The organism is Streptomyces sp. NBC_00569 (assembly GCF_036345255.1).
GTDB lineage: Bacteria > Actinomycetota > Actinomycetes > Streptomycetales > Streptomycetaceae > Streptomyces.
Genome location: NZ_CP107783.1, coordinates 7,232,567 through 7,251,131, shown reverse-complemented (window position 1 = coordinate 7,251,131; position 18,565 = coordinate 7,232,567). Strand labels below are relative to the sequence as shown.

General features: G+C 68.0%; 13 protein-coding genes and 1 tRNA gene. 8 read left to right on the top strand and 6 right to left on the bottom strand.

The genetic code is table 11. From position 1 onward, the window contains the following. Positions 1 to 1,256 precede the first annotated feature (1,256 nt). From OHO83_RS32580 to OHO83_RS32560, 5 genes are all read left to right on the top strand, one after another. A complete protein-coding gene (locus tag OHO83_RS32580) occupies positions 1,257 to 2,453 on the top strand; it encodes a branched-chain amino acid ABC transporter substrate-binding protein (protein WP_266669431.1) in 1,197 nt (398 codons plus the stop codon). Positions 2,454 to 2,645: 192 nt separating this feature from the next. Further along, positions 2,646 to 3,578: a branched-chain amino acid ABC transporter permease gene (locus tag OHO83_RS32575; RefSeq protein WP_266669433.1), complete on the top strand. Its 933-nt coding sequence runs from the start codon at positions 2,646 to 2,648 to the stop codon at positions 3,576 to 3,578. Between the two features lie 5 nt (positions 3,579 to 3,583). Continuing rightward, a complete protein-coding gene (locus OHO83_RS32570; RefSeq protein ID WP_266669435.1) occupies positions 3,584 to 5,356 on the top strand; it encodes a branched-chain amino acid ABC transporter permease in 1,773 nt (590 codons plus the stop codon). A gap of 5 nt (positions 5,357 to 5,361) precedes the next feature. Continuing rightward, positions 5,362 to 6,216 (top strand): ABC transporter ATP-binding protein, encoded by an 855-nt coding sequence (locus OHO83_RS32565; RefSeq protein WP_266669437.1) that lies wholly within the window; start codon positions 5,362 to 5,364, stop codon positions 6,214 to 6,216. Then, positions 6,213 to 6,929 carry an ABC transporter ATP-binding protein gene (locus OHO83_RS32560; protein WP_266669438.1) on the top strand — a complete coding sequence of 239 codons (717 nt, stop codon included), beginning with the start codon at positions 6,213 to 6,215 and terminating at the stop codon, positions 6,927 to 6,929. The genes OHO83_RS32565 and OHO83_RS32560 overlap by 4 nt, the downstream gene beginning before the upstream one ends. A gap of 76 nt (positions 6,930 to 7,005) precedes the next feature. On the opposite strand, the gene OHO83_RS32555 is transcribed toward OHO83_RS32560, so the two are convergent. Further along, on the bottom strand, positions 7,006 to 7,662 hold the full coding sequence (locus OHO83_RS32555; RefSeq protein WP_266669439.1) for an ANTAR domain-containing response regulator: 657 nt from the start codon (positions 7,660 to 7,662) through the stop codon (positions 7,006 to 7,008). Positions 7,663 to 7,763: 101 nt separating this feature from the next. Here OHO83_RS32555 and OHO83_RS32550 point away from each other — a divergent pair. Further along, a tRNA-Leu gene (locus OHO83_RS32550) sits at positions 7,764 to 7,836 on the top strand. Between the two features lie 104 nt (positions 7,837 to 7,940). Beyond that, positions 7,941 to 8,702 carry a transcriptional regulator gene (locus OHO83_RS32545; protein WP_329435652.1) on the top strand — a complete coding sequence of 254 codons (762 nt, stop codon included), beginning with the start codon at positions 7,941 to 7,943 and terminating at the stop codon, positions 8,700 to 8,702. A gap of 14 nt (positions 8,703 to 8,716) precedes the next feature. On the opposite strand, the gene pyk is transcribed toward OHO83_RS32545, so the two are convergent. Both pyk and OHO83_RS32535 read right to left on the bottom strand, forming a co-directional pair. Next, positions 8,717 to 10,153 carry a pyruvate kinase gene (gene pyk, locus OHO83_RS32540; RefSeq protein ID WP_266669441.1) on the bottom strand — a complete coding sequence of 479 codons (1,437 nt, stop codon included), beginning with the start codon at positions 10,151 to 10,153 and terminating at the stop codon, positions 8,717 to 8,719. Between the two features lie 151 nt (positions 10,154 to 10,304). Beyond that, positions 10,305 to 11,033, bottom strand: a complete 729-nt coding sequence (locus OHO83_RS32535) for an SIMPL domain-containing protein (RefSeq protein ID WP_266669443.1) — start codon at positions 11,031 to 11,033, stop codon at positions 10,305 to 10,307. A 132-nt stretch (positions 11,034 to 11,165) separates the two neighbouring features. Between OHO83_RS32535 and OHO83_RS32530 the strand changes: the two genes are divergently transcribed. Further along, positions 11,166 to 12,965, top strand: coding sequence for a bifunctional metallophosphatase/5'-nucleotidase (locus OHO83_RS32530; RefSeq protein WP_330280122.1), 1,800 nt, complete (start codon positions 11,166 to 11,168; stop codon positions 12,963 to 12,965). Here the strand turns inward: OHO83_RS32530 and OHO83_RS32525 are convergent. From OHO83_RS32525 to pepN, 3 genes are all read right to left on the bottom strand, one after another. Continuing rightward, positions 12,962 to 14,398 carry a lysine N(6)-hydroxylase/L-ornithine N(5)-oxygenase family protein gene (locus tag OHO83_RS32525; RefSeq protein ID WP_330280121.1) on the bottom strand — a complete coding sequence of 479 codons (1,437 nt, stop codon included), beginning with the start codon at positions 14,396 to 14,398 and terminating at the stop codon, positions 12,962 to 12,964. The two genes, OHO83_RS32530 and OHO83_RS32525, sit on opposite strands and share 4 nt — an antisense overlap. Further along, on the bottom strand, positions 14,395 to 15,825 hold the full coding sequence (locus OHO83_RS32520) for a pyridoxal phosphate-dependent decarboxylase family protein (protein WP_330280120.1): 1,431 nt from the start codon (positions 15,823 to 15,825) through the stop codon (positions 14,395 to 14,397). Before OHO83_RS32520 ends, OHO83_RS32525 begins: the two co-directional genes overlap by 4 nt. Before the next feature lie 177 nt (positions 15,826 to 16,002). Then, positions 16,003 to 18,504: an aminopeptidase N gene (gene pepN / locus OHO83_RS32515; protein ID WP_329435645.1), complete on the bottom strand. Its 2,502-nt coding sequence runs from the start codon at positions 18,502 to 18,504 to the stop codon at positions 16,003 to 16,005. Between the last annotated feature and the right edge of the window lie 61 nt (positions 18,505 to 18,565).

The following is an 18,565-nucleotide window of genomic DNA, read 5'->3' as shown; positions in this document are numbered from 1 at the left end:
TGCGGCACACCGCCGCCGACGCGAGTTCGGCCCACGCGAAGGCGTCCCCCCAGCCGCCGCAGCTCAGGCGCCCGCCCGGACCGGCCCACGACTCAACTGACCGCCGACACGCGTCGGTTGACCCCACCCACATGGGCGGAACCGTCTCCTCCGCACCGGCGTGGAGCATGGCCGGTATCGGACCCGTCGAGCCGCCCCCTCCGGCGACGGCACCCCGCACGCCCCCGCCCGCACCGACACCCTGTGGGCCTGTTCCCTCAACTCCCTCCGCCTCCACGAGGGTTGGGAAGCCCTTCCGCCACGCCTGCACCGCACCCTGCAAGCCCTGCCCGCCGCCGCAGCCATCACGGGCACCCACGCGCACACAGCCCTCACCACCACCCCGGTGACACCCGCCCACTGGCCCGCCAGGCCACCTTCCTCCACTCCGAAGGAAGCGGCCCGTCGGGCCCGCGCCACCCGCGCGCCGCCACCTTCCGCTGCACCGTCTCCCTACGCGACACCCATCCCGTGATCATCCGTCAAGTGCGCACCCGACTGGCGGAATTGAGTACACACGCCACCTCCGCGCTGCCACTGACAGTGAAGGGCGGCACCCCGAAACCCCTCACTGTGCTCATCTCCGTACACAAGTGCGCCGCCCTGCCGCCCGGCCTCACGCTGCCGCACCTCGACCTCGGCCTACGGAACCGTCAGGCACAGCAGCAGCACAGCTACCTCTTCGGCGGCGCCTGCCCCCGCGATCTCGCCACCTCACCGCACGCCGCCTGCGGACCGCACCAAGGGGGCATGGGCCGCCCCGCGGACCGCGAACGGATCTCACACGGAAGTAACAATCAGTTACCTCTGCCGCAACAGAGCAATGCGGAGCGCGAGCCACCGCTCCCCGAAGCGCCCGGCATCGGCCTCCCCGACGGCACACTCCCGCCCGTAAGGATCAAGATCACCCCAAGTTCCGTAGCGGAACAGCATGTTCTCTACATGCGAGCGCCGACGCCTTCCGGCCAGAAGTCCCAATCGCCCCCACTGCACCCACCGACGAGCACCGCGTCATAACAAGAGCGTCACATCCTTCCCTCCTCAGCTCCCCACCCCACCCACCTGCGCTTATAGTCACGGCCAGTCACCGCGCCGCCGGGCGCGTCTGCTGCACGGCCCTGTACCACCCCAGTACGGCCCGGCGAGACACACGGCCCCCAACCACGGGGGCCGCGCCAGGGAGAGGATTGATCGTGCGACACCGTTCCTTGCTCATCATGACCACCGTGCTCACCACCGGAGCACTCACGCTCACCGCCTGCGGATCGCGCGACGACAACAAGGGCAGCGACAGCAGCAAGAAGACCACCGTCGTCATCGGCGTCGACGCCCCGCTCACCGGCCAGAACTCCGCCACCGGCCTCGGCATCCAGGGCGGCGTGCAGATCGCCGTGAACGACGCCAACAAGAACAACACCGTTCCCGGCGTGACCTTCAAGGTCCAGGCGCTCGACGACAAGGCGATCCCGGCCCAGGGCCAGTCCAACGCCACCCAGCTCGTCCAGAACGAGAAGGTCCTCGGCGTCGTCGGCCCGCTGAACTCCGGTGTCGCCACCCAGATGCAGCAGGTCTTCGCCACCGCCAACCTGGTCGAGATCTCTCCGTCCAACACGGCCCCCGAGCTCACCCAGGGCAAGAACTGGCAGACCTCCAAGTCCCGCCCGTTCAAGACCTACTTCCGCACCGCCACCACCGACGCCCTGCAGGGCGGCTTCGCGGCCGACTACGCCTACAGCACGCTGAAGAAGCGCAAGGTGTTCGTCGTCGACGACAAGCAGACCTACGGTGCCGGCCTCGCCAAGCTCTTCAAGGCCGGCTTCACCAAGGCCGGCGGCAAGGTCACGGGCGAGGACCACGTCAACACCGGCGACACGGACTTCTCCGCCCTCGTCACCAAGATCAAGAACTCCAAGGCCGACCTCGTCTACTACGGCGGCCAGTACGACGAGTCCGAGAAGCTCACCAAGCAGCTCAAGGACGGCGGAGCCAAGGTCCCGCTGTTCGGCGGTGACGGCATGTTCAGCGACACCTACATCCAGACCGCCGGCAAGACCTCCGAAGGCGACCTCGCCACCTCGGTCGGCCAGCCCGTCGACTCCCTGCCCTCCGCCGCCGACTTCATCAAGAAGTACAAGGCCTCCGGCCTCAAGGGCGACTACGGCACGTACGGCGGCTACTCCTACGACGCCGCCACCGCCATCATCAAGGCGATCGGCAACGTCGTGAAGGACGGCAAGGTCCCCTCCGACGCCCGCACCAAGATCGTCGGCGAGGTCCAGAAGACCAAGTTCGACGGCATCGCCGGCCCCGTCTCCTTCGACGAGTACGGCGACACCACGAACAAGCAGCTCACCGTCTACCAGGTCGTCGACGGCAAGTGGAAGGCCGTCAAGAGCGGCACGTTCAACGGCTGATCCGCACCACCCCGGGCCACCAGGCGGTTCGGTCACCGAGGGCCACGGCCCCACCGAACCGCCGACCCGGTCGAAACCACCGGGACACGCCCCCAGCACCACCCCTGGGCCGCGCGGCCATGACCACCCGTCACCGCGCGGCCCGCTTCATACGCCCTGCTCAACCTCTCCCCACCACATGGAGGCCATGCGGTGAACACCCTGCCGCAGCAGCTGGCCAACGGGCTGTTCCTCGGCTCGATGTACGGGCTGATCGCCATCGGCTACACGATGGTGTACGGCATCGTCCAGCTCATCAACTTCGCCCACGGCGAGATCTTCATGACCGGCGGCTTCGGCGCACTCACGGTCTACCTCTACGTTCTACCCAACGGCACATCCATGTGGATAGCCCTCCCCGCGATGCTGATAGGCGGCGGAATCGTCTCCGTCCTCATCGCCATCGGGGCCGAACGCTTCGCCTACCGACCACTGCGCGGAGCACCACGCCTCGCCCCGCTGATCACCGCCATCGGTCTGTCGCTCGCGCTCCAGCAGGTCGTCTTCAACTGGTACCCGAACGCCAAGAACGACCTCAAGTTCCCCCAACTGCCCTTCGGACCCGTCCACATCGGCTCCATCAGCATCCAGAGCGGCAGCGTCTTCGTCATCATCGCCGCCCCCCTCTGCATGGCGGCCCTCGCCCTGTTCGTCAGCCTCTCCCGCACCGGCCGCGCCATGCAGGCCACCGCGCAGGACCCTGACACCGCGCAGCTCATGGGCATCGACACCAACCGCATCATCGTCATCGCCTTCGCCATCGGCGGCTTCTTCGCCGCCGTCGCAGCCGTCTCGTACGGCCTGCGCTACGGCACGGTCAAGTACGACATGGGCTTCCAGATGGGCCTCAAGGCCTTCACCGCGGCCGTCCTCGGCGGCATCGGCAACATCTACGGCGCCATGATCGGCGGCCTGGTCCTCGGCCTCGCCGAAACCATGGCCACCAGCTACATCGACGGCATCCCCGGCATGCAGCAGCTCGGCGGCGGCGGCTGGTCCTCCGTCTGGGCCTTCGTACTCCTCATCCTCGTACTGCTGTTCAGGCCACAAGGCCTCATCGGCGAACGCGTCGCGGACAGGGCGTGAGCACCATGGCAACCACAGACACCACCACCCCTGCCCGCGGTCTCATCGCGCTCCCCCAGACCACGGCCCGCATCCTCATCGCCGTCGGCGCCGTCGCCACCATCGCCAGCGCCTTCATGTCCTGGACCTACACGTCCGACTTCCCCGGGGACCTCACCTACTACGGCTCCCCGGCCGGACTCCAGATCCTCGACCTCGTCGCCGGCGCCCTCACCCTCCTCTTCGCCCTGACCCTCTTCGACGTCCGCGGCCTCGGCTGGCTCAACCCGGCACGCGCCACCCAGCCCGTGCTCCTCGCCACCGCTGCCGCGTTCGCCGTCAGCTGGTTCAGCGCCATCGCGATCGCCGTCGACCTCAAGGGCCTCGTCGCACTCGACCCCGGCGCCTACATCGCCGCCGTCGGCTCCGCCATCGCCCTGGCCGGCGCCCTCGCGCTCCCCAAGCCCGGTGACACCTTCAAAGACTTCGTCACCAAGCCCGGACGCATCCCCCCGGCCGCCCAGCTCCCCGCCTGGGGCGAACGCCTCGTCATCACCGGCGCCACCGCCCTCGCGCTGATCGTCTTCGCCTACGGCGTCGGCGTCGACCCCGACGCGAGCGAAACGTTCCTGGGCTACATCTTCCTCGTCGTCCTCGGCACCTGGTCCCTGTTCAGCGCAGGACTGTTCGACCGCTTCGCGCAGCTCAACGCCGGCCACAAGGGATTCGCCACCTCCATGGCCTTCCTCGCGGCAGCGCTCTTCCCCTTCGTCGAGAACAACGAGCACAACTCCAACCTCGGCGTGAACATCCTCGTCGTCGCCACCGTCGCCCTCGGCCTCAACATCGTCGTCGGCCTCACCGGCCTCCTCGACCTCGGATACGTCGCCTTCCTCGGCGTCGGCGCCTACGCGGCCGCCCTCGTCTCCGGCTCCGAGTTCTCCCGCTTCACCGGCGTCCAGTTCCCCTTCTGGGCCGCCATGCTCACCGGCATGCTCGCGTCGCTCGTCTTCGGCGTCCTCATCGGCGCCCCCACCCTGCGCCTGCGCGGCGACTACCTCGCCATCGTGACCCTGGGCTTCGGAGAGATCTTCCGCATCACCGTCAATAACCTCGACGGCACCTCCGGCCCCAACCTCACCAACGGCCCCAACGGCATCTCCATGATCCCGGACCTCAACATCTTCGGGTTCAACTTCGGAAGCACCCACGACGTCGGCGGAATCACCCTCGGCCGCTTCGCGAACTACTTCCTGCTGATGCTGCTCATCACCGCGATCGTCGTCCTCGTCTTCAACCGCGCCGCGGACTCCCGCATCGGCCGCTCCTGGATCGCCATCCGCGAGGACGAGACCGCCGCCACCGCCATGGGCATCAACGGCTTCCGCGTCAAGCTCATCGCCTTCGCCCTCGGCGCCTCCCTCGCCGGCCTCGCCGGAACGGTCAGCGCCCACGTCGGCTACAGCGTCAACCCGGCCCCGTACCAGTTCGCCGGCTCCGTGCCCCCGAACTCCGCGTTCCTCCTCGCCGCCGTCGTCCTCGGCGGCATGGGCACCGTCAACGGACCGATCCTCGGCGCCACCCTCCTCTACATGCTCCCCGAGAAGCTCAGCTTCCTGAAGGAGTACCAGCTCCTCGCCTTCGGCGTCGCACTCGTCCTCCTCATGCGCTTCCGCCCCGAAGGCATCATCGCCAACCGCCGCCGCCAACTCGAGTTCCACGAGAGCGACGACACCGTCCACATCCCCGAACAGGGCCTGCCCGACTCCACCGTCGGCGTCACCAAGGCAGGGGCGTAACCACCATGACCACCACCACAGCCCTCAGCCCCGTCCTCGAAGCCACCGGCGTCACCATGCGCTTCGGCGGCCTCACCGCCGTACGCAACGTCGACCTCACCGTCAACGCCGGAGAGATCGTCGGCCTCATCGGCCCCAACGGCGCGGGCAAGACCACCTTCTTCAACTGCCTCACCGGCCTCTACGTCCCCACCGAGGGCAAAGTCGCCTACAAAGGCACCGTGCTGCCCCCCAAGCCGCACCTCGTCACCAGCGCCGGCATCGCCCGCACCTTCCAGAACATCCGGCTCTTCGCCAACATGACCGTCCTGGAAAACGTCCTCGTCGGCCGCCACACCCGCACCAAGGAAGGCCTCTGGTCCGCCCTCCTCCGCGGCCCCGGCTTCCGCAAGGCAGAAGCGACCTCCCGCGAACACGCCATGGAACTGCTGGAGTTCATCGGCCTCGCCCACAAGGCAGACCACCTCTCCCGCAACCTCCCCTACGGCGAACAGCGCAAGCTCGAAATCGCCCGCGCCATGGCCAGCGAGCCCGGCCTGCTCCTCCTCGACGAGCCCACCGCCGGGATGAACCCGCAGGAGACCCGCGCCACCGAAGACCTCGTCTTCGCCATCCGCGACCGCGGCATCGCCGTCCTCGTCATCGAGCACGACATGCGCTTCATCTTCAACCTCAGCGACCGCGTCGCCTGCCTCGTCCAAGGCGAAAAGCTCGTCGAAGGCACCTCCGAAGTCGTCCAGGGCGACGAACGCGTCATCGCCGCCTACCTCGGCGAACCCTTCGAAGGCGCCCCCGAAGACACCGCCGCAGCCGCAGTCGAAGCCGCGGAAGCACACGCAACGGAAGGAGACGACCAGTGAGCGCGCTCCTCGAAGTAGAAGACCTCAAGGTCGCCTACGGCAAGATCGAAGCCGTCAAGGGAATCTCCTTCAGCGTCCAACAAGGCGAAGTCGTCACCCTCATCGGCACCAACGGCGCCGGCAAGACGACCACCCTGCGCACCCTGTCCGGACTCCTCAAGCCCCTCAGCGGCAAAATCACCTTCGACGGGAAACCCCTCACCGGCGTCCCCGCACACAAGATCGTCGCCATGGGCCTCGCCCACTCCCCCGAAGGCCGACGCATCTTCCCCCGGCTCTCCATCGCCGAGAACCTCCAGCTCGGAGCGTTCCTCCGCAAGGACACCGCCGGCATCGAAAAAGACATCCAGCGCGCCTACGACCTCTTCCCCATCCTCGGCGAACGCCGAAAGCAAGCCGCGGGAACCCTCTCGGGCGGCGAACAGCAAATGCTCGCCATGGGCCGCGCCCTCATGTCCCAGCCCAAACTGCTCATGCTCGACGAACCCTCCATGGGCCTCTCCCCGATCATGATGCAGAAGATCATGGCGACCATCGTCGAACTCAAGTCCCAGGGCACGACCATCCTCCTGGTCGAACAGAACGCCCAGGCCGCGCTCTCCCTCGCCGACCACGGCCACGTCATGGAAGTCGGCTCCGTCGTCCTCTCCGGCACGGGCCAGGACCTCCTCCACGACGAATCCGTCCGCAAGGCCTACCTCGGCGAAGACTGAGCCCGCCCGCACATACGGCTGAGGCCCGTACCCCCGAAGGGGTACGGGCCTCAGCCACGACCGACGCGGGCGGAACTCAGCCCTTCGCCGCCTTCTTCTCCTCGGCGTCCTGAATAACCGCCTCAGCCACCTGCTGCATCGAAAGACGACGATCCATCGACGTCTTCTGAATCCAACGGAACGCCGCCGGCTCCGTCAGGCCGTACTCCGTCTGCAACACCGACTTCGCCCGGTCCACCAGCTTCCGCGTCTCCAGCCGCAGAGTCAGGTCCGCGACCTCGTTCTCCAGCGTCTTCAGCTCCTGGAACCGCGACACCGCCATCTCGATGGCAGGAACGACATCGCTCTTGCTGAACGGCTTCACCAGATACGCCATCGCACCCGCGTCCCGCGCCCGCTCCACCAGATCGCGCTGCGAGAACGCCGTCAGCATCAGCACCGGAGCGATCGACTCCTCCGCGATCTTCTCCGCCGCCGAGATGCCGTCCATCTTCGGCATCTTCACATCCAGGATCACCAGATCGGGCTTGTGCTCACGCGCCAGCTCGACCGCCTGCTCACCGTCACCGGCCTCACCGACGACGGAGTAGCCCTCTTCCTCGAGCATCTCTTTGAGGTCGAGACGGATCAGAGCCTCGTCCTCGGCGATGACGACACGGGTCGTCAGCGGCGGGACGTGCGACTTGTCGTCGTCGGGCGCGTCTACGGGCTGGGGCGACTCGGGGGCGGTCACGATAGCTCCTAGTTCAGGGCAGGGGTACTGCTCCCAAGAGCGTACCTAGCTGCGGTAAGGTGGTGGCACAGCGGGTGACCGCTGACCTTCGTTTCGAAGGGGCCCCGGTAGCCCAGCGGTAGAGGCCATGGATTCAAAACCCATACAGCGTCGGTTCGAATCCGACTCGGGGCACTTTTCCTTGGATTGCAAGGTTGCCACATAAGGCGGATGTACACGTTCTCGTGAACATCCGCTTTTTGCTGCGTGTCGTAACGATCAGCCGCACAGAGTGGCGCATGTACGACATGGGTACACGCAAGCGAGCACTGGCTCTGGTCGCCCAGGGACACAGCCTGAACTCGGCGAGCAAGGAGACCGGGGTCTCCCGGGCCGCAATCCGCTCCTGGCAGGTCGACGTCGAACCGCGCAAGCGCTCGGGTCTTCCCTGTCCCAGATGCGGCGACGCCCGAGGGTTGCCAGAGGACCAAGCGGCGTACTCCTACCTGTTGGGCCTCTATCTGGGCGATGGCTGCATCAACGAACACCGACGGGGCGTCCACTTCCTCCGCATCGTCATGGACAATGCCTGGCCTGGTCTTATCGACGCCTGCGAAGCGGCCATGCGATCGGTACGCCCGGACAACAGTGTGTGTCGCGTCAAGAAGCTGGGCTGCATAGCAGTCACCACCACCAGCAAACACTGGCCCTGCCTCTTCCCTCAGCACGGCCCCGGCAAGAAGCACGACCGGAATATCGTGCTGGAATCCTGGCAGCAGGAGATCGTCGGCGCTCATCCGTGGGAGTTGATCCGAGGACTCATCCACTCCGATGGATGCCGGATCATCAACTGGACCGAGAAGGTCATCGCCGGCGAGCTCAAGCGCTACGAGTATCCCCGGTACTTCTTCACCAACCTGTCGGGCGACATCATCACGCTCTTCACCGACACCCTGGACACAGTGGGCGTCGAGTGGCGACGGGCGAACCATCGCAACATCTCCATCGCCCGCAAAGCCTCGGTCGCCCTCATGGACACCCATGTAGGCCCCAAATACTGACCTGACCCTGGTCCCTACTTCGGGCTGTCGTCCTCGCCGATGTGGTGGACGCGGACCAGATTGGTGGAGCCGGAGACTCCGGGCGGGGAGCCGGCCGTGATGACGACGATGTCGCCCTTGCGGCAGCGGCCGTACTGGAGGAGGAGCTCGTCGACCTGGTCGACCATCGCGTCGGTGGAGTCGACGTGGGGGCCGAGGAAGGTCTCCACGCCCCAGGTGAGGTTGAGCTGGGAGCGGGTGGACGGGGTCGGGGTGAAGGCCAGGAGCGGGATGGGTGAGCGGTAGCGGGAGAGGCGGCGGACCGTGTCGCCGGACTGGGTGAAGGCCACCAGGAACTTCGCACCGAGGAAGTCGCCCATTTCGGCTGCGGCGCGGGCGACGGCTCCGCCTTGGGTGCGGGGTTTGTTGCGGTCGGTGAGGGGCGGGAGCCCCTTGGCGAGGATGTCTTCCTCGGCCGCTTCGATGATGCGGCCCATGGTGCGGACCGTTTCGACGGGGTATTTGCCGACGCTGGTCTCGCCGGAGAGCATGACGGCGTCGGTGCCGTCGATGACGGCGTTGGCGACGTCGCTCGCCTCGGCGCGGGTGGGCCGCGAGTTGTCGATCATCGAGTCGAGCATCTGGGTCGCGACGATGACCGGTTTGGCGTTGCGCTTGGCGAGTTTGATGGCGCGCTTTTGGACGATGGGGACTTGTTCGAGGGGCATTTCGACGCCGAGGTCGCCGCGGGCGACCATGATTCCGTCGAAGGCGGCGACGATGTCGTCGATGTTGTCGACGGCCTGGGGCTTTTCGACCTTGGCGATGACGGGGAGGCGGCGGTCTTCCTCTTCCATGATGCGGTGGACGTCTTCGATGTCGCGTCCGCTGCGGACGAAGGAGAGGGCGATGACGTCGGCGCCGGTGCGCAGGGCCCAGCGGAGGTCTTCCTGGTCCTTGTCGCTGAGTGCGGGGACGGAGACGGCTACGCCGGGGAGGTTGAGGCCTTTGTGGTCGGAGACCATGCCGCCTTCGATGACGACGGTGTGGACGCGGGGGCCTTCGACGCCGGTGACTTCGAGGGTGACTTTTCCGTCGTCAACGAGGATGCGTTCGCCGGTGGTGACGTCGGCGGCGAGGCCGTCGTAGGTGGTTCCGCAGGTCTGGCGGTCGCCTTGGATGTCGGGTTCGACGGTGATGGTGAATTCGTCGCCGCGTTCAAGGAGTACGGGGCCTTCGCGGAAGCGTCCGAGTCTGATCTTCGGGCCTTGAAGGTCGGCGAGGATTCCGACGCTGCGGCCGGTTTCGTCGGAGGCCTTTCGGACGTGGTGGTAGCGCTCCTCGTGTTCGGCGTAGGTGCCGTGGCTGAGGTTGAAGCGGGCTACGTCCATTCCGGCTTCGACGAGTGCCTTGATCTGCTCGTACGAGTCGGTGGCGGGGCCCAGGGTGCAGACGATCTTTGCTCGGCGCATGCTTCGAGCCTAGGGCTTACCGGCGGGTAGGGAATTGGTTGTGCGTGACTACCCAACCACCTTTGCGTGAAGGGTTATTGACAAGTGTTGAATTGTGCATGGGGGTGCTCCGATGAGCATGTATTTCGGTTCGGTTGTTCGGACGGCGGGGTTATTCCAGCTCGGGTGGGTGCATGGTGAATCGGGCGTTGACGTTGGCGTAGACGGTTTGGCGCTGGGGTTCGAGGTCGAGGGGTGCGGGGGTGTCGTCGGGGGCGCCGGAGTAGGCGGCCATGCGCATGTGGGGTGCGCCGGGGACGGGTCCGTAGCGGTCGGGGTCCTCGGCTCCGGTGTCGGCGAGTTCGATGAGGGCGGCGAGGCGGGTGCCGAGGGCTTCGGCGTATTCGCGGGCGCGTTGGACAGCTTCGTGGACTGCTTGTTGGCGGGCGGTGCGGTGGACGGGTGAGTCGGGGCGCAGGGACCACCAGGGGCCGTCGACGCGGGTGAGGTCCTGGTCGGCGAGGCGGGTGGTGAGTTCGCCGAGTGCGGTGAAGTCGGTGAGTTCGGCGGTGATGAGGACGCGGCCGTGGTAGGCGCGGATGCGTTCGGTGCGGCCGTGGCGGGTGAGTTCGGGGGTGACGGAGAAGGCGCCGGTCTCGATCTTTTCGATGGCTTCTCCGTAGCTTTTGATGAGGTCGAGGGTGGCGGTGTTGCGGCGGGTGAGGTCGGTGAGGGCTTCGCGGCGGTCGGTGCCGCGGGCGCTGAGGGTGATGCCGATGCGGGCGAGGTCGGGGTCGGTTTCGATGCGGGCTTCGCCGCGGACGGCGATGCGGGGGGCTTGGGGGGTGCCGTAGGGGGTGGGGGCGGGTTGTCCTTCGGGGGTCGTTTCGTCGGGGGTCATGGGGTCACTTTGGCAGCAGCGCATCGGACAGTCATCGGATTGAAACCTCGTGGGTCTGTTGCGTGTTGGGTTGAGGGGCCAGAATCTACGCGCGTTGCAACTGTCGATGAGTGGTGCCGGAGGGGATCTGAGATGCCGTTGAATCGCCGGAAGTTTCTGGGCAAGTCCGCTGCTACGGGTGCGGCCGTGGCGTTGACCGGGGCGGTGTCGGCGCCGGCCGCGCAGGCGCACGGGGGGCGGCCGAAGGGGCACAAGCGTTACTCGTTCACCGTCATGGGGACGACGGACCTGCATGGTCATGTCTTCAACTGGGACTATTTCAAGGACGCGGAGTACTCGGATCCGGCGGGTAACGCGATGGGTCTGTCGCGGATCTCGACGCTGGTGGAGGAGATCCGTGCGGAGCGGGGCCGGCACAACACGCTGCTGATCGACGCGGGTGACACGATCCAGGGGACGCCGCTGACGTACTACTTCGCGAAGGTGGATCCGATCACCGCGAAGGGTGGTCCGGTGCATCCGATGGCTCAGGCGATGAATTCGATCGGCTATGACGCGGTGGCGCTGGGGAACCACGAGTTCAACTACGGGATCGAGACGCTGCGTAAATTCGAGTCGCAGTGTGACTTCCCGCTGCTGGGTGCGAACGCGGTGGATGCGAAGACGGAGAAGCCCGCGTTCCCGCCGTACTTCATGAAGCGGCTACGCACGCCGCACGGCAGGGACGTGAAGGTGGCGGTGCTCGGGCTGACGAATCCGGGGATCGCGATCTGGGACAAGGCTTATGTGCAGGGCAAGTTGAAGTTCCCCGGGCTTGAGGAGCAGGCCGCGAAGTGGGTTCCGAAGCTGCGGTCGATGGGTGCGGACGTGGTGATCGTGTCGGCGCACTCGGGGGCTTCGGGTACGTCGTCGTACGGGGATCAGGTTCCGTACGTGGAGAACGCGGCGGCGAATGTGGCGCGGCTGGTGCCGGGTATCGACGCGATTCTCGTGGGGCACGCGCATGTGGAGATTCCCCAGCAGCTGGTGACGAACGAGAAGACGGGCAAGGCGGTCGTGCTGTCGGAGCCGTTGTGCTTCGCGGAGCGGCTGACGCTGTTCGACTTCGATCTGGTGTGGGAGAAGGGGCGTTGGTCGGTCGAGTCCGTCAAGGCGTCGCTGCGTGACTCCAGGACGGTCGCGGACGATCCGAAGATCACGAAGCTGCTGCGGGACGAGCATGCCGCGGTGGTGACGTACGTGAATCAGGTCGTGGGCCGGGCGACGGTGGAGCTGACGACGGTCGACGCGCGGTACAAGGACGCGCCGATCATCGACCTGATCAACACGGTGCAGGCGGATGTGGTGAAGAAGGCGCTGGCGTCGACGGAGTACGCGTCGCTGCCGGTCCTTTCGCAGGCTTCGCCGTTCTCGCGTACGTCGTCGATCCCGGCGGGCGAGGTGACGATCCGGGATCTGTCGGGTCTGTACGTGTACGACAACACGCTGGTCGCGAAGTTGATGACGGGGGCGCAGGTGCGGGCGTACCTGGAGTTCTCTGCGGAGTACTTCGTACAGACGGCGGCGGGTGCGGTCGTGGACGTGGACAAGCTGACGAACGCGAACAACCGGCCGGACTACAACTACGACTATGTGTCGGGGCTTTCGTACGACATCGACGTCGCGCAGGCGGCGGGTTCGCGGATCAAGAACCTGACGTATCAGGGTGCGGCGCTGGACGACGCGCAGAAGTTCGTGTTCGCGGTGAACAACTACCGGGCGAACGGTGGTGGGGCGTTCCCGCATGTGGCGTCGGCGCAGGAGCTGTGGTCGGAGTCGACGGAGATCCGTACGCGGATCGCCGAGTGGGTGACCGCGAAGGGCACCCTGGACCCGGCGGAGTTCGCTTCGGTGGACTGGCGGCTGACGCGGGACGGTACGCCGGTGTTCTAGTTCTTGAGCTCGATGAGATGAGATGTGCCGCGTTCTCCGGACTGGGTCCGGGGGGCGCGGTTTTCGTCGGTGGTGAGGCCGAAGGTGGTGAAGGCGGTGCGCTGCGGTAGGGGGTAGGGGTCCTTGCCCGTGAGGGTGTTGAGGATGGTGGCGCTGCGCCAGGCGGCGAGGCCGAGGTCGGGGGCGCCGACTCCGTGGCTGTGGCGTTCGGCGTTCTGTACGTAGACGTTGCTGCCGGTGTCGGTGACGGTGGGGTCGAGGACGAGGCGGAACTGTTCGTCGATGCGGGGGCGTTCGGCGTTGTCGCGGCGCAGGTGGGGGGCCAGGCCGGTGAGGATCTGGTCGAGGGGGCGCTCGCGGTAGCCGGTGGCGAGGACGACGGCGTCGGTGGTGAGGCGGGAGCGGGTGTTCTGCCGTCGGTGTTCGAGGTGGAGTTCGACTCTGGTGGTGGCGACGCGGCCGGCGGTGCGGACGAGGACGCCGGGGGTGAGGGTGGCGTCGGGCCAGCCTCCGTGGAGGGTGCGCTGGTAGAGCTCGTCGTGGATGGCGGCGATGGTTTCGGCGTCGATGCCTTTGTGGAGCTGCCATTGGGCGGGGACGAGTCCGTCGCGTACGTCTTCGGGGAGGTGGTGGAAGTAGCGGGTGTAGTCGGGGGTGAAGTGTTCGAGGCCGAGCTTGGAGTACTCCATGGGGGCGAAGGCTTCGCTGCGGGCGAGCCAGTGGAGTTTTTCCCGGCCTTGGGGGCGGTTCTTGAGGAGGTCGAGGAAGATCTCGGCACCGGACTGGCCTGATCCGATGACGGTGATGTGGTCGGCGGCGAGGAGTTCTTCGCGGTGGGTGAGGTAGTCGGCGGAGTGGATGACGGGGACGGTGGGGGCTTCGGCGAGGGGGCGCAGGGGTTCGGGGATGTAGGGGGCGGTGCCGACGCCGAGTACGACGTTCTTGGTGTAGGTGCGGCCTAGTGCTTCGGCTTCGCCTTCGGTGTCGAGTTGGCTGAAGTCGACTTCGAAGAGGCGGTGTTCGGGGTTCCAGCGGACGGCTTCGACCTGGTGGCCGAAGTGGAGTCCGGGGAGGTTTTCGCTGACCCAGCGGCAGTAGGCGTCGTATTCGGCGCGCTGGATGTGGAAGCGCTCGGCGAAGTAGAAGGGGAAGAGGCGTTCGCGGGTTTTGAGGTAGTTGAGGAACGTCCAGTGGCTTGCGGGGTCGGCGAGGGTGACGAGGTCGGCGAGGAAGGGGACTTGGAGGGTGGCGCCGTCGATGAGGAGGCCGGGGTGCCAGTGGAAGGCGGGGCGTTGTTCGTAGAAGGCGGTGTCGAGTTCGGTGAGGGGGTGGGCGAGAGCGGCGAGGGAGAGGTTGAAGGGGCCGATGCCGATGCCGACGAGGTCGCGGGGTGCTTCGGGTCGCGGGGGCCTGGGGGTGGGCGCGGTGGTCATCGGGATGTGTTTCCTTCCACCAGTTTCAGCAGCTGGGCCAGGTCGCCCGGCTGGGTGTGCGGGTTGAGCAGGGTGGCTTTGAGCCAGAGCCGGCCGTCCATGCGGGCGCGGCCGAGCACGGCGCGGCCTTGGGTGAGGAGGGTGCGGCGGATGTGGGCGGTGCACTCGTCGGATGCGCTGTGGGGGCGGAAGAGGACGGTGCTGAGGGTGGGGGTGTCGTAGAGCTCGAAGTCGGGGTGGGCTTGCAGGGTGGCGGCGAACTCCTCTGCCTGGTCGCAGACTTGGTCGACGAGGGCGCCGAGTCCGGTGCGGCCCAGGGCTTTGAGGGTGACGGCGATTTTGAGGATGTCGGGGCGTCGGGTGGTGCGCAGGGAGCGGTCGAGGAGGTCGGGCAGGCCGGCTTCGGTGTCGTCGTCGGCGTTGAGGTAGTCGGCGTGGTGGGTGAGGGGGGTGAGGTCGGCGGGGTCGCGTACGGCGAGGAGGCCGGCGGCGACGGGTTGCCAGCCGAGTTTGTGGAGGTCGAGGGTGACGGTGGCGGCGCGGTCGAGGCCGGTGAGCTGTGCGCGGCGGGTGGGGCTGAACAGGAGCCCGGCGCCGTAGGCCGCGTCGATGTGGAGGCGGGCACCGTGGTGTTCGCAGACGTCGGCGATCTCCGTGAGGGGGTCGATGAGGCCCGCGTCGGTCGTTCCGGCGGTGGCGGTGACGAGTTTGGGTCCGGGCAGGTCGGTGAGGGCTTCGTCGAGCGCCGCGGGGTCGAGGGTGCCGGAGGGCGCGGGCACGGTGACGGGGTCGGGCAGGCCGAGGAGCCAGGCGGCGCGGGGCAGGGAGTGGTGGGCGTTGGCGCCGGTGATGAGCTGGAGGGGGCCCTGTGAGGCGTGGCTCTCGCGGGCGAGGAGGACGGCGAGCTGGTTGGCTTCGGTGCCGCCGGTGGTGACCAGTGCCTGGGGGTGGCCGGGCCGGCCGGTCCTGTCTGACCGACCGGGCCTGCCGGGGTGGTCTGTGTCGCCGTAGACCTCGTGGGCGAGTGCGTCGGTGACGAGGGTTTCGAGGGCGGATGCGGCGGGGGCCTGGTCCCAGGAGTCCATGGAGGGGTTGAGGGCGGACACGGCGAGGTCGGCGGCGGTCGCGAGGGCGAGGGGCGGGCAGTGGAGGTGGGCCGCGCACAGGGGGTCGGCGGGGTCGGCGGCGCCTTCGGCGAGGGCCTGTACGAGGGTGCGCAGCGCGGTGTCGGGGCCGCTGCCGTGGTCGGGCAGGGGGTCGCCGGTGAGCTCGCGCAGGCGGGTGGTGACGGTGTGGGGGCCGCCGGCGGGGAGGGGGCCGCCTCGGGCGGTGGCTCCGTCGTGGAGTGCGTCGAGGACGGTGTCGAGCAACGGCCGCAGGGCTTGGGGGCCTTGGGGGCCTCCGGCGAGGGGCGGCGGGTTGCTCATGGCGGTGTCCTTCGGGTGCGCGGGGCGGGGCCTCCAGCCTGTCTGCGGTGGCGGTGGCGTGCCCGGTCATCACAACGATCGGAACCCGAAAGTGGTACTGCGGTACGGGGATTGGGTGGGGGCGGGGCGGTTGGTGGTACGGGGTCCGGTGCGGCCGGACCCCGTACGTGCCGGGTCCTAGGACGCGGCGGTGGCTGTCCTGATCTTCAAGGCGCGGGCGAGGTCGTCGAGCTGGTCGGCGAGGCGGCGGCGCAGGGCGGGGATGGGGTCGTCGTCCGCGATGCAGCTTTCGCCGAGGGTGAGGGTGTGGGTGTCGATGGCGTGGGCGGGGAAGGCGTGGCGTCCGGCGGCGTCGGCGATGGCGGGGCCGCGGCGGTGGGCGACGGCCACGGCGTCGGGGAAGTAGCGGGCCACGTAGGGGTGCAGGAGGTCGTTCTGTTCGGGCTGCCAGAAGCCCTGGGCGGTGGCGGTGAAGAGGTAGTTGGAGAGCTCGTCGGTGGTGAACATGGCGTCCCAGGCGGCGCGTTTGGCCTCGGGGTCGGGCAGGGCGGCGCGGCAGTGAGCGGCGCCCTGCCGGCCGGTGGCGCTGGGGTCCTGGGTGAGTTCGGCCTCGATGACCGCGTCGTCGACGGCGCCGAGTACGCAGAGGCGGCCGAGGATGCGCCAGCGCAGTTCGGGGTCGAGTTCGGGGCCGCCGGGGACGCTGCCGCTGTCGTACCAGTCGCGGATGGTGTCGGCGTGTGCGGCGCTGTCGATGAGGGTGCGCACGGCGGTGAGGCGCAGGCCCGGGTCGCTGCCGTCCTCGGTGCGGCGGATGAGGTCGGTGCACAGGTCGGTGAGGAGGGCGAGGGCGTCGGGGCGTTCGGTGGGGGTGGTGTAGTGGTCGGCGATCTGGGTGCGGGCGAAGGCGAGGACGCCCTGGACGTTGGCGAGTTCGCGTTCGCCGGGGAGGTGGGCGCGGGCGGCTTCGAGGTAGGTGAGGGGTTCGAGTTCGCCGTCGCGGACCATGTCGCGCAGGCAGTTCCACAGGACGGCGCGGGTGAGGGGGTCGGGGACGCGGGAGAGGCCGCGCAGGGCGGCTTCCTCGGAGTGGGGGTCGAGGCGGATCTTGGCGTAGGTGAGGTCCTGGTCGTTGGGGACGACGAGGGCGGGGCGGGGGCCGGGGAGGCTGTGTTCGCCGTCGGCGGGAAGGTCGACTTCGCTCAGTTCGCGGCGGACGAGGGTGGCGCCGTCGATGAGGTCGCGGTCGTAGATGCCGACGGTGATGCGGTGGGGGCGGCTGCCGTCGCGGGTGAGGGTGAGTGCCGTCTGTCCGGGGTGTTCGGTGACGGTGGCGGTGAGGGTGTCGACGCCGGTGGTGCGCAGCCAGGTGTCGGCCCAGGCGTGGACGTCGCGGTCGGTGTGGTGGGCGAGGGAGGCGATGAAGTCGGCGAGGGTGGCGTTGGCGAACTTGTGGCGCCGGAAGTGGGTGTTGATGCCGGCGAGGAAGTCCTTCTCGCCGAGCCAGGCGACGAGTTGGCGCAGTGCGGAGGCGCCCTTGGCGTAGGAGATGCCGTCGAAGTTGAGCAGGGCGGACGCCGTGTCGGGGACGGCGTCGGCGTCGGGGGCGACGGGGTGGGTGGAGGGGCGCTGGTCGGCGTCGTATCCCCAGGCTTTGCGGGCCACTCCGAAGTCGACCCAGGTGCCGGTGAAGCGGGTTGCTTCGGTGAGGGTCTGGTAGCCCATGTATTCGGCGAAGGACTCGTTGAGCCAGATGTCGTCCCACCATCGGAGGGTGACGAGGTCGCCGAACCACATGTGGGCCATTTCGTGGGCGATGACCATGGCGCGGGTCTGGCGTTCGGTGTCGGTGACGGCGGAGCGGTGGATGAACTCGTCGCGGAAGGTGACGAGTCCGGGGTTCTCCATGGCGCCGGCGTTGAATTCGGGGACGAACGCCTGGTCGTAGGAGTCGAAGGGGTAGGGCTCCTCGAACTTCTCGTGGTAGCGGTCGTAGCAGGCGCGGGTGATGTCGAGGATTTCCTCGGCGTCCGCGTCGAGGTAGGGGGCGAGGGAGCGGCGGCAGTGGATGCCGAAGGGCAGTCCGCGGTGTTCGGTGCGCACGGAGTGCCAGGGGCCCGCGGCGACGGCGACGAGGTAGGTGGACAGGAGGGGGGTGGTGGCGGCCCGCCATGTGCCGTCGCCGAGGTCTTCGGTGACGCCGTTGGCGAGGACGGTCCAGCCGTCGGGGGCGGTGACGGTGAGGTCGAAGACGGCCTTGAGGTCGGGCTGGTCGAAGGCGGCGAAGACGCGCTGGACGTCTTCCATGAACAGCTGCGTGTAGGTGTACGTCTCGCCGTCGGTGGGGTCGGTAAAGCGGTGCATGCCTTCGCCGGTGTGCGAGTAGGCCATGGCGGCTTCGACGCGCAGTTCGTGGGGGCCGGGGGTGAGGCCGGTGAGGGGGAGCCGGTTGTCGTCGAGTGCGGCGGGGTCCAGGGGGTGTCCGTCGAGGGTGACGGATCGCAGGGCGGCGGGCCTGACCTCGACGAAGGTGTCTCCGGCCGTGCGGGTGGTGAAACCGATGACGGTGGTGGAGTCGAAGGTGTCGGCTCCGCGGGTGAGATCGAGGTCGATCGTGTACCGCTGGACGTCGATGAGCTGAGCTCGGGTCTGCGCTTCGTCGCGCGTCAGTACGGACATGGGGACATGCTGCCGCACGCCTCCGGCGGGGGACAGGTGGCCCGGGGGCGTCCTCCGACAG

What these genes read in the sequence shown, in the direction of transcription:
- OHO83_RS32580 (WP_266669431.1), top strand. Translation starts at nt 1,257, where the DNA reads ATGACCACCGTGCTCACCACCGGAGCACTCACGCTCACCGCCTGCGGA.
- OHO83_RS32570 (WP_266669435.1), top strand. Translation starts at nt 3,584, where the DNA reads ATGGCAACCACAGACACCACCACCCCTGCCCGCGGTCTCATCGCGCTC.
- OHO83_RS32565 (WP_266669437.1), top strand. Translation starts at nt 5,362, where the DNA reads ATGACCACCACCACAGCCCTCAGCCCCGTCCTCGAAGCCACCGGCGTC.
- OHO83_RS32545 (WP_329435652.1), top strand. Translation starts at nt 7,941, where the DNA reads ATGTACGACATGGGTACACGCAAGCGAGCACTGGCTCTGGTCGCCCAG.
- pyk (WP_266669441.1), bottom strand. Translation starts at nt 10,153, where the DNA reads ATGCGCCGAGCAAAGATCGTCTGCACCCTGGGCCCCGCCACCGACTCG.
- OHO83_RS32535 (WP_266669443.1), bottom strand. Translation starts at nt 11,033, where the DNA reads ATGACCCCCGACGAAACGACCCCCGAAGGACAACCCGCCCCCACCCCC.
- OHO83_RS32530 (WP_330280122.1), top strand. Translation starts at nt 11,166, where the DNA reads ATGCCGTTGAATCGCCGGAAGTTTCTGGGCAAGTCCGCTGCTACGGGT.
- OHO83_RS32525 (WP_330280121.1), bottom strand. Translation starts at nt 14,398, where the DNA reads ATGACCACCGCGCCCACCCCCAGGCCCCCGCGACCCGAAGCACCCCGC.
- OHO83_RS32520 (WP_330280120.1), bottom strand. Translation starts at nt 15,825, where the DNA reads ATGAGCAACCCGCCGCCCCTCGCCGGAGGCCCCCAAGGCCCCCAAGCC.
- pepN (WP_329435645.1), bottom strand. Translation starts at nt 18,504, where the DNA reads ATGTCCGTACTGACGCGCGACGAAGCGCAGACCCGAGCTCAGCTCATC.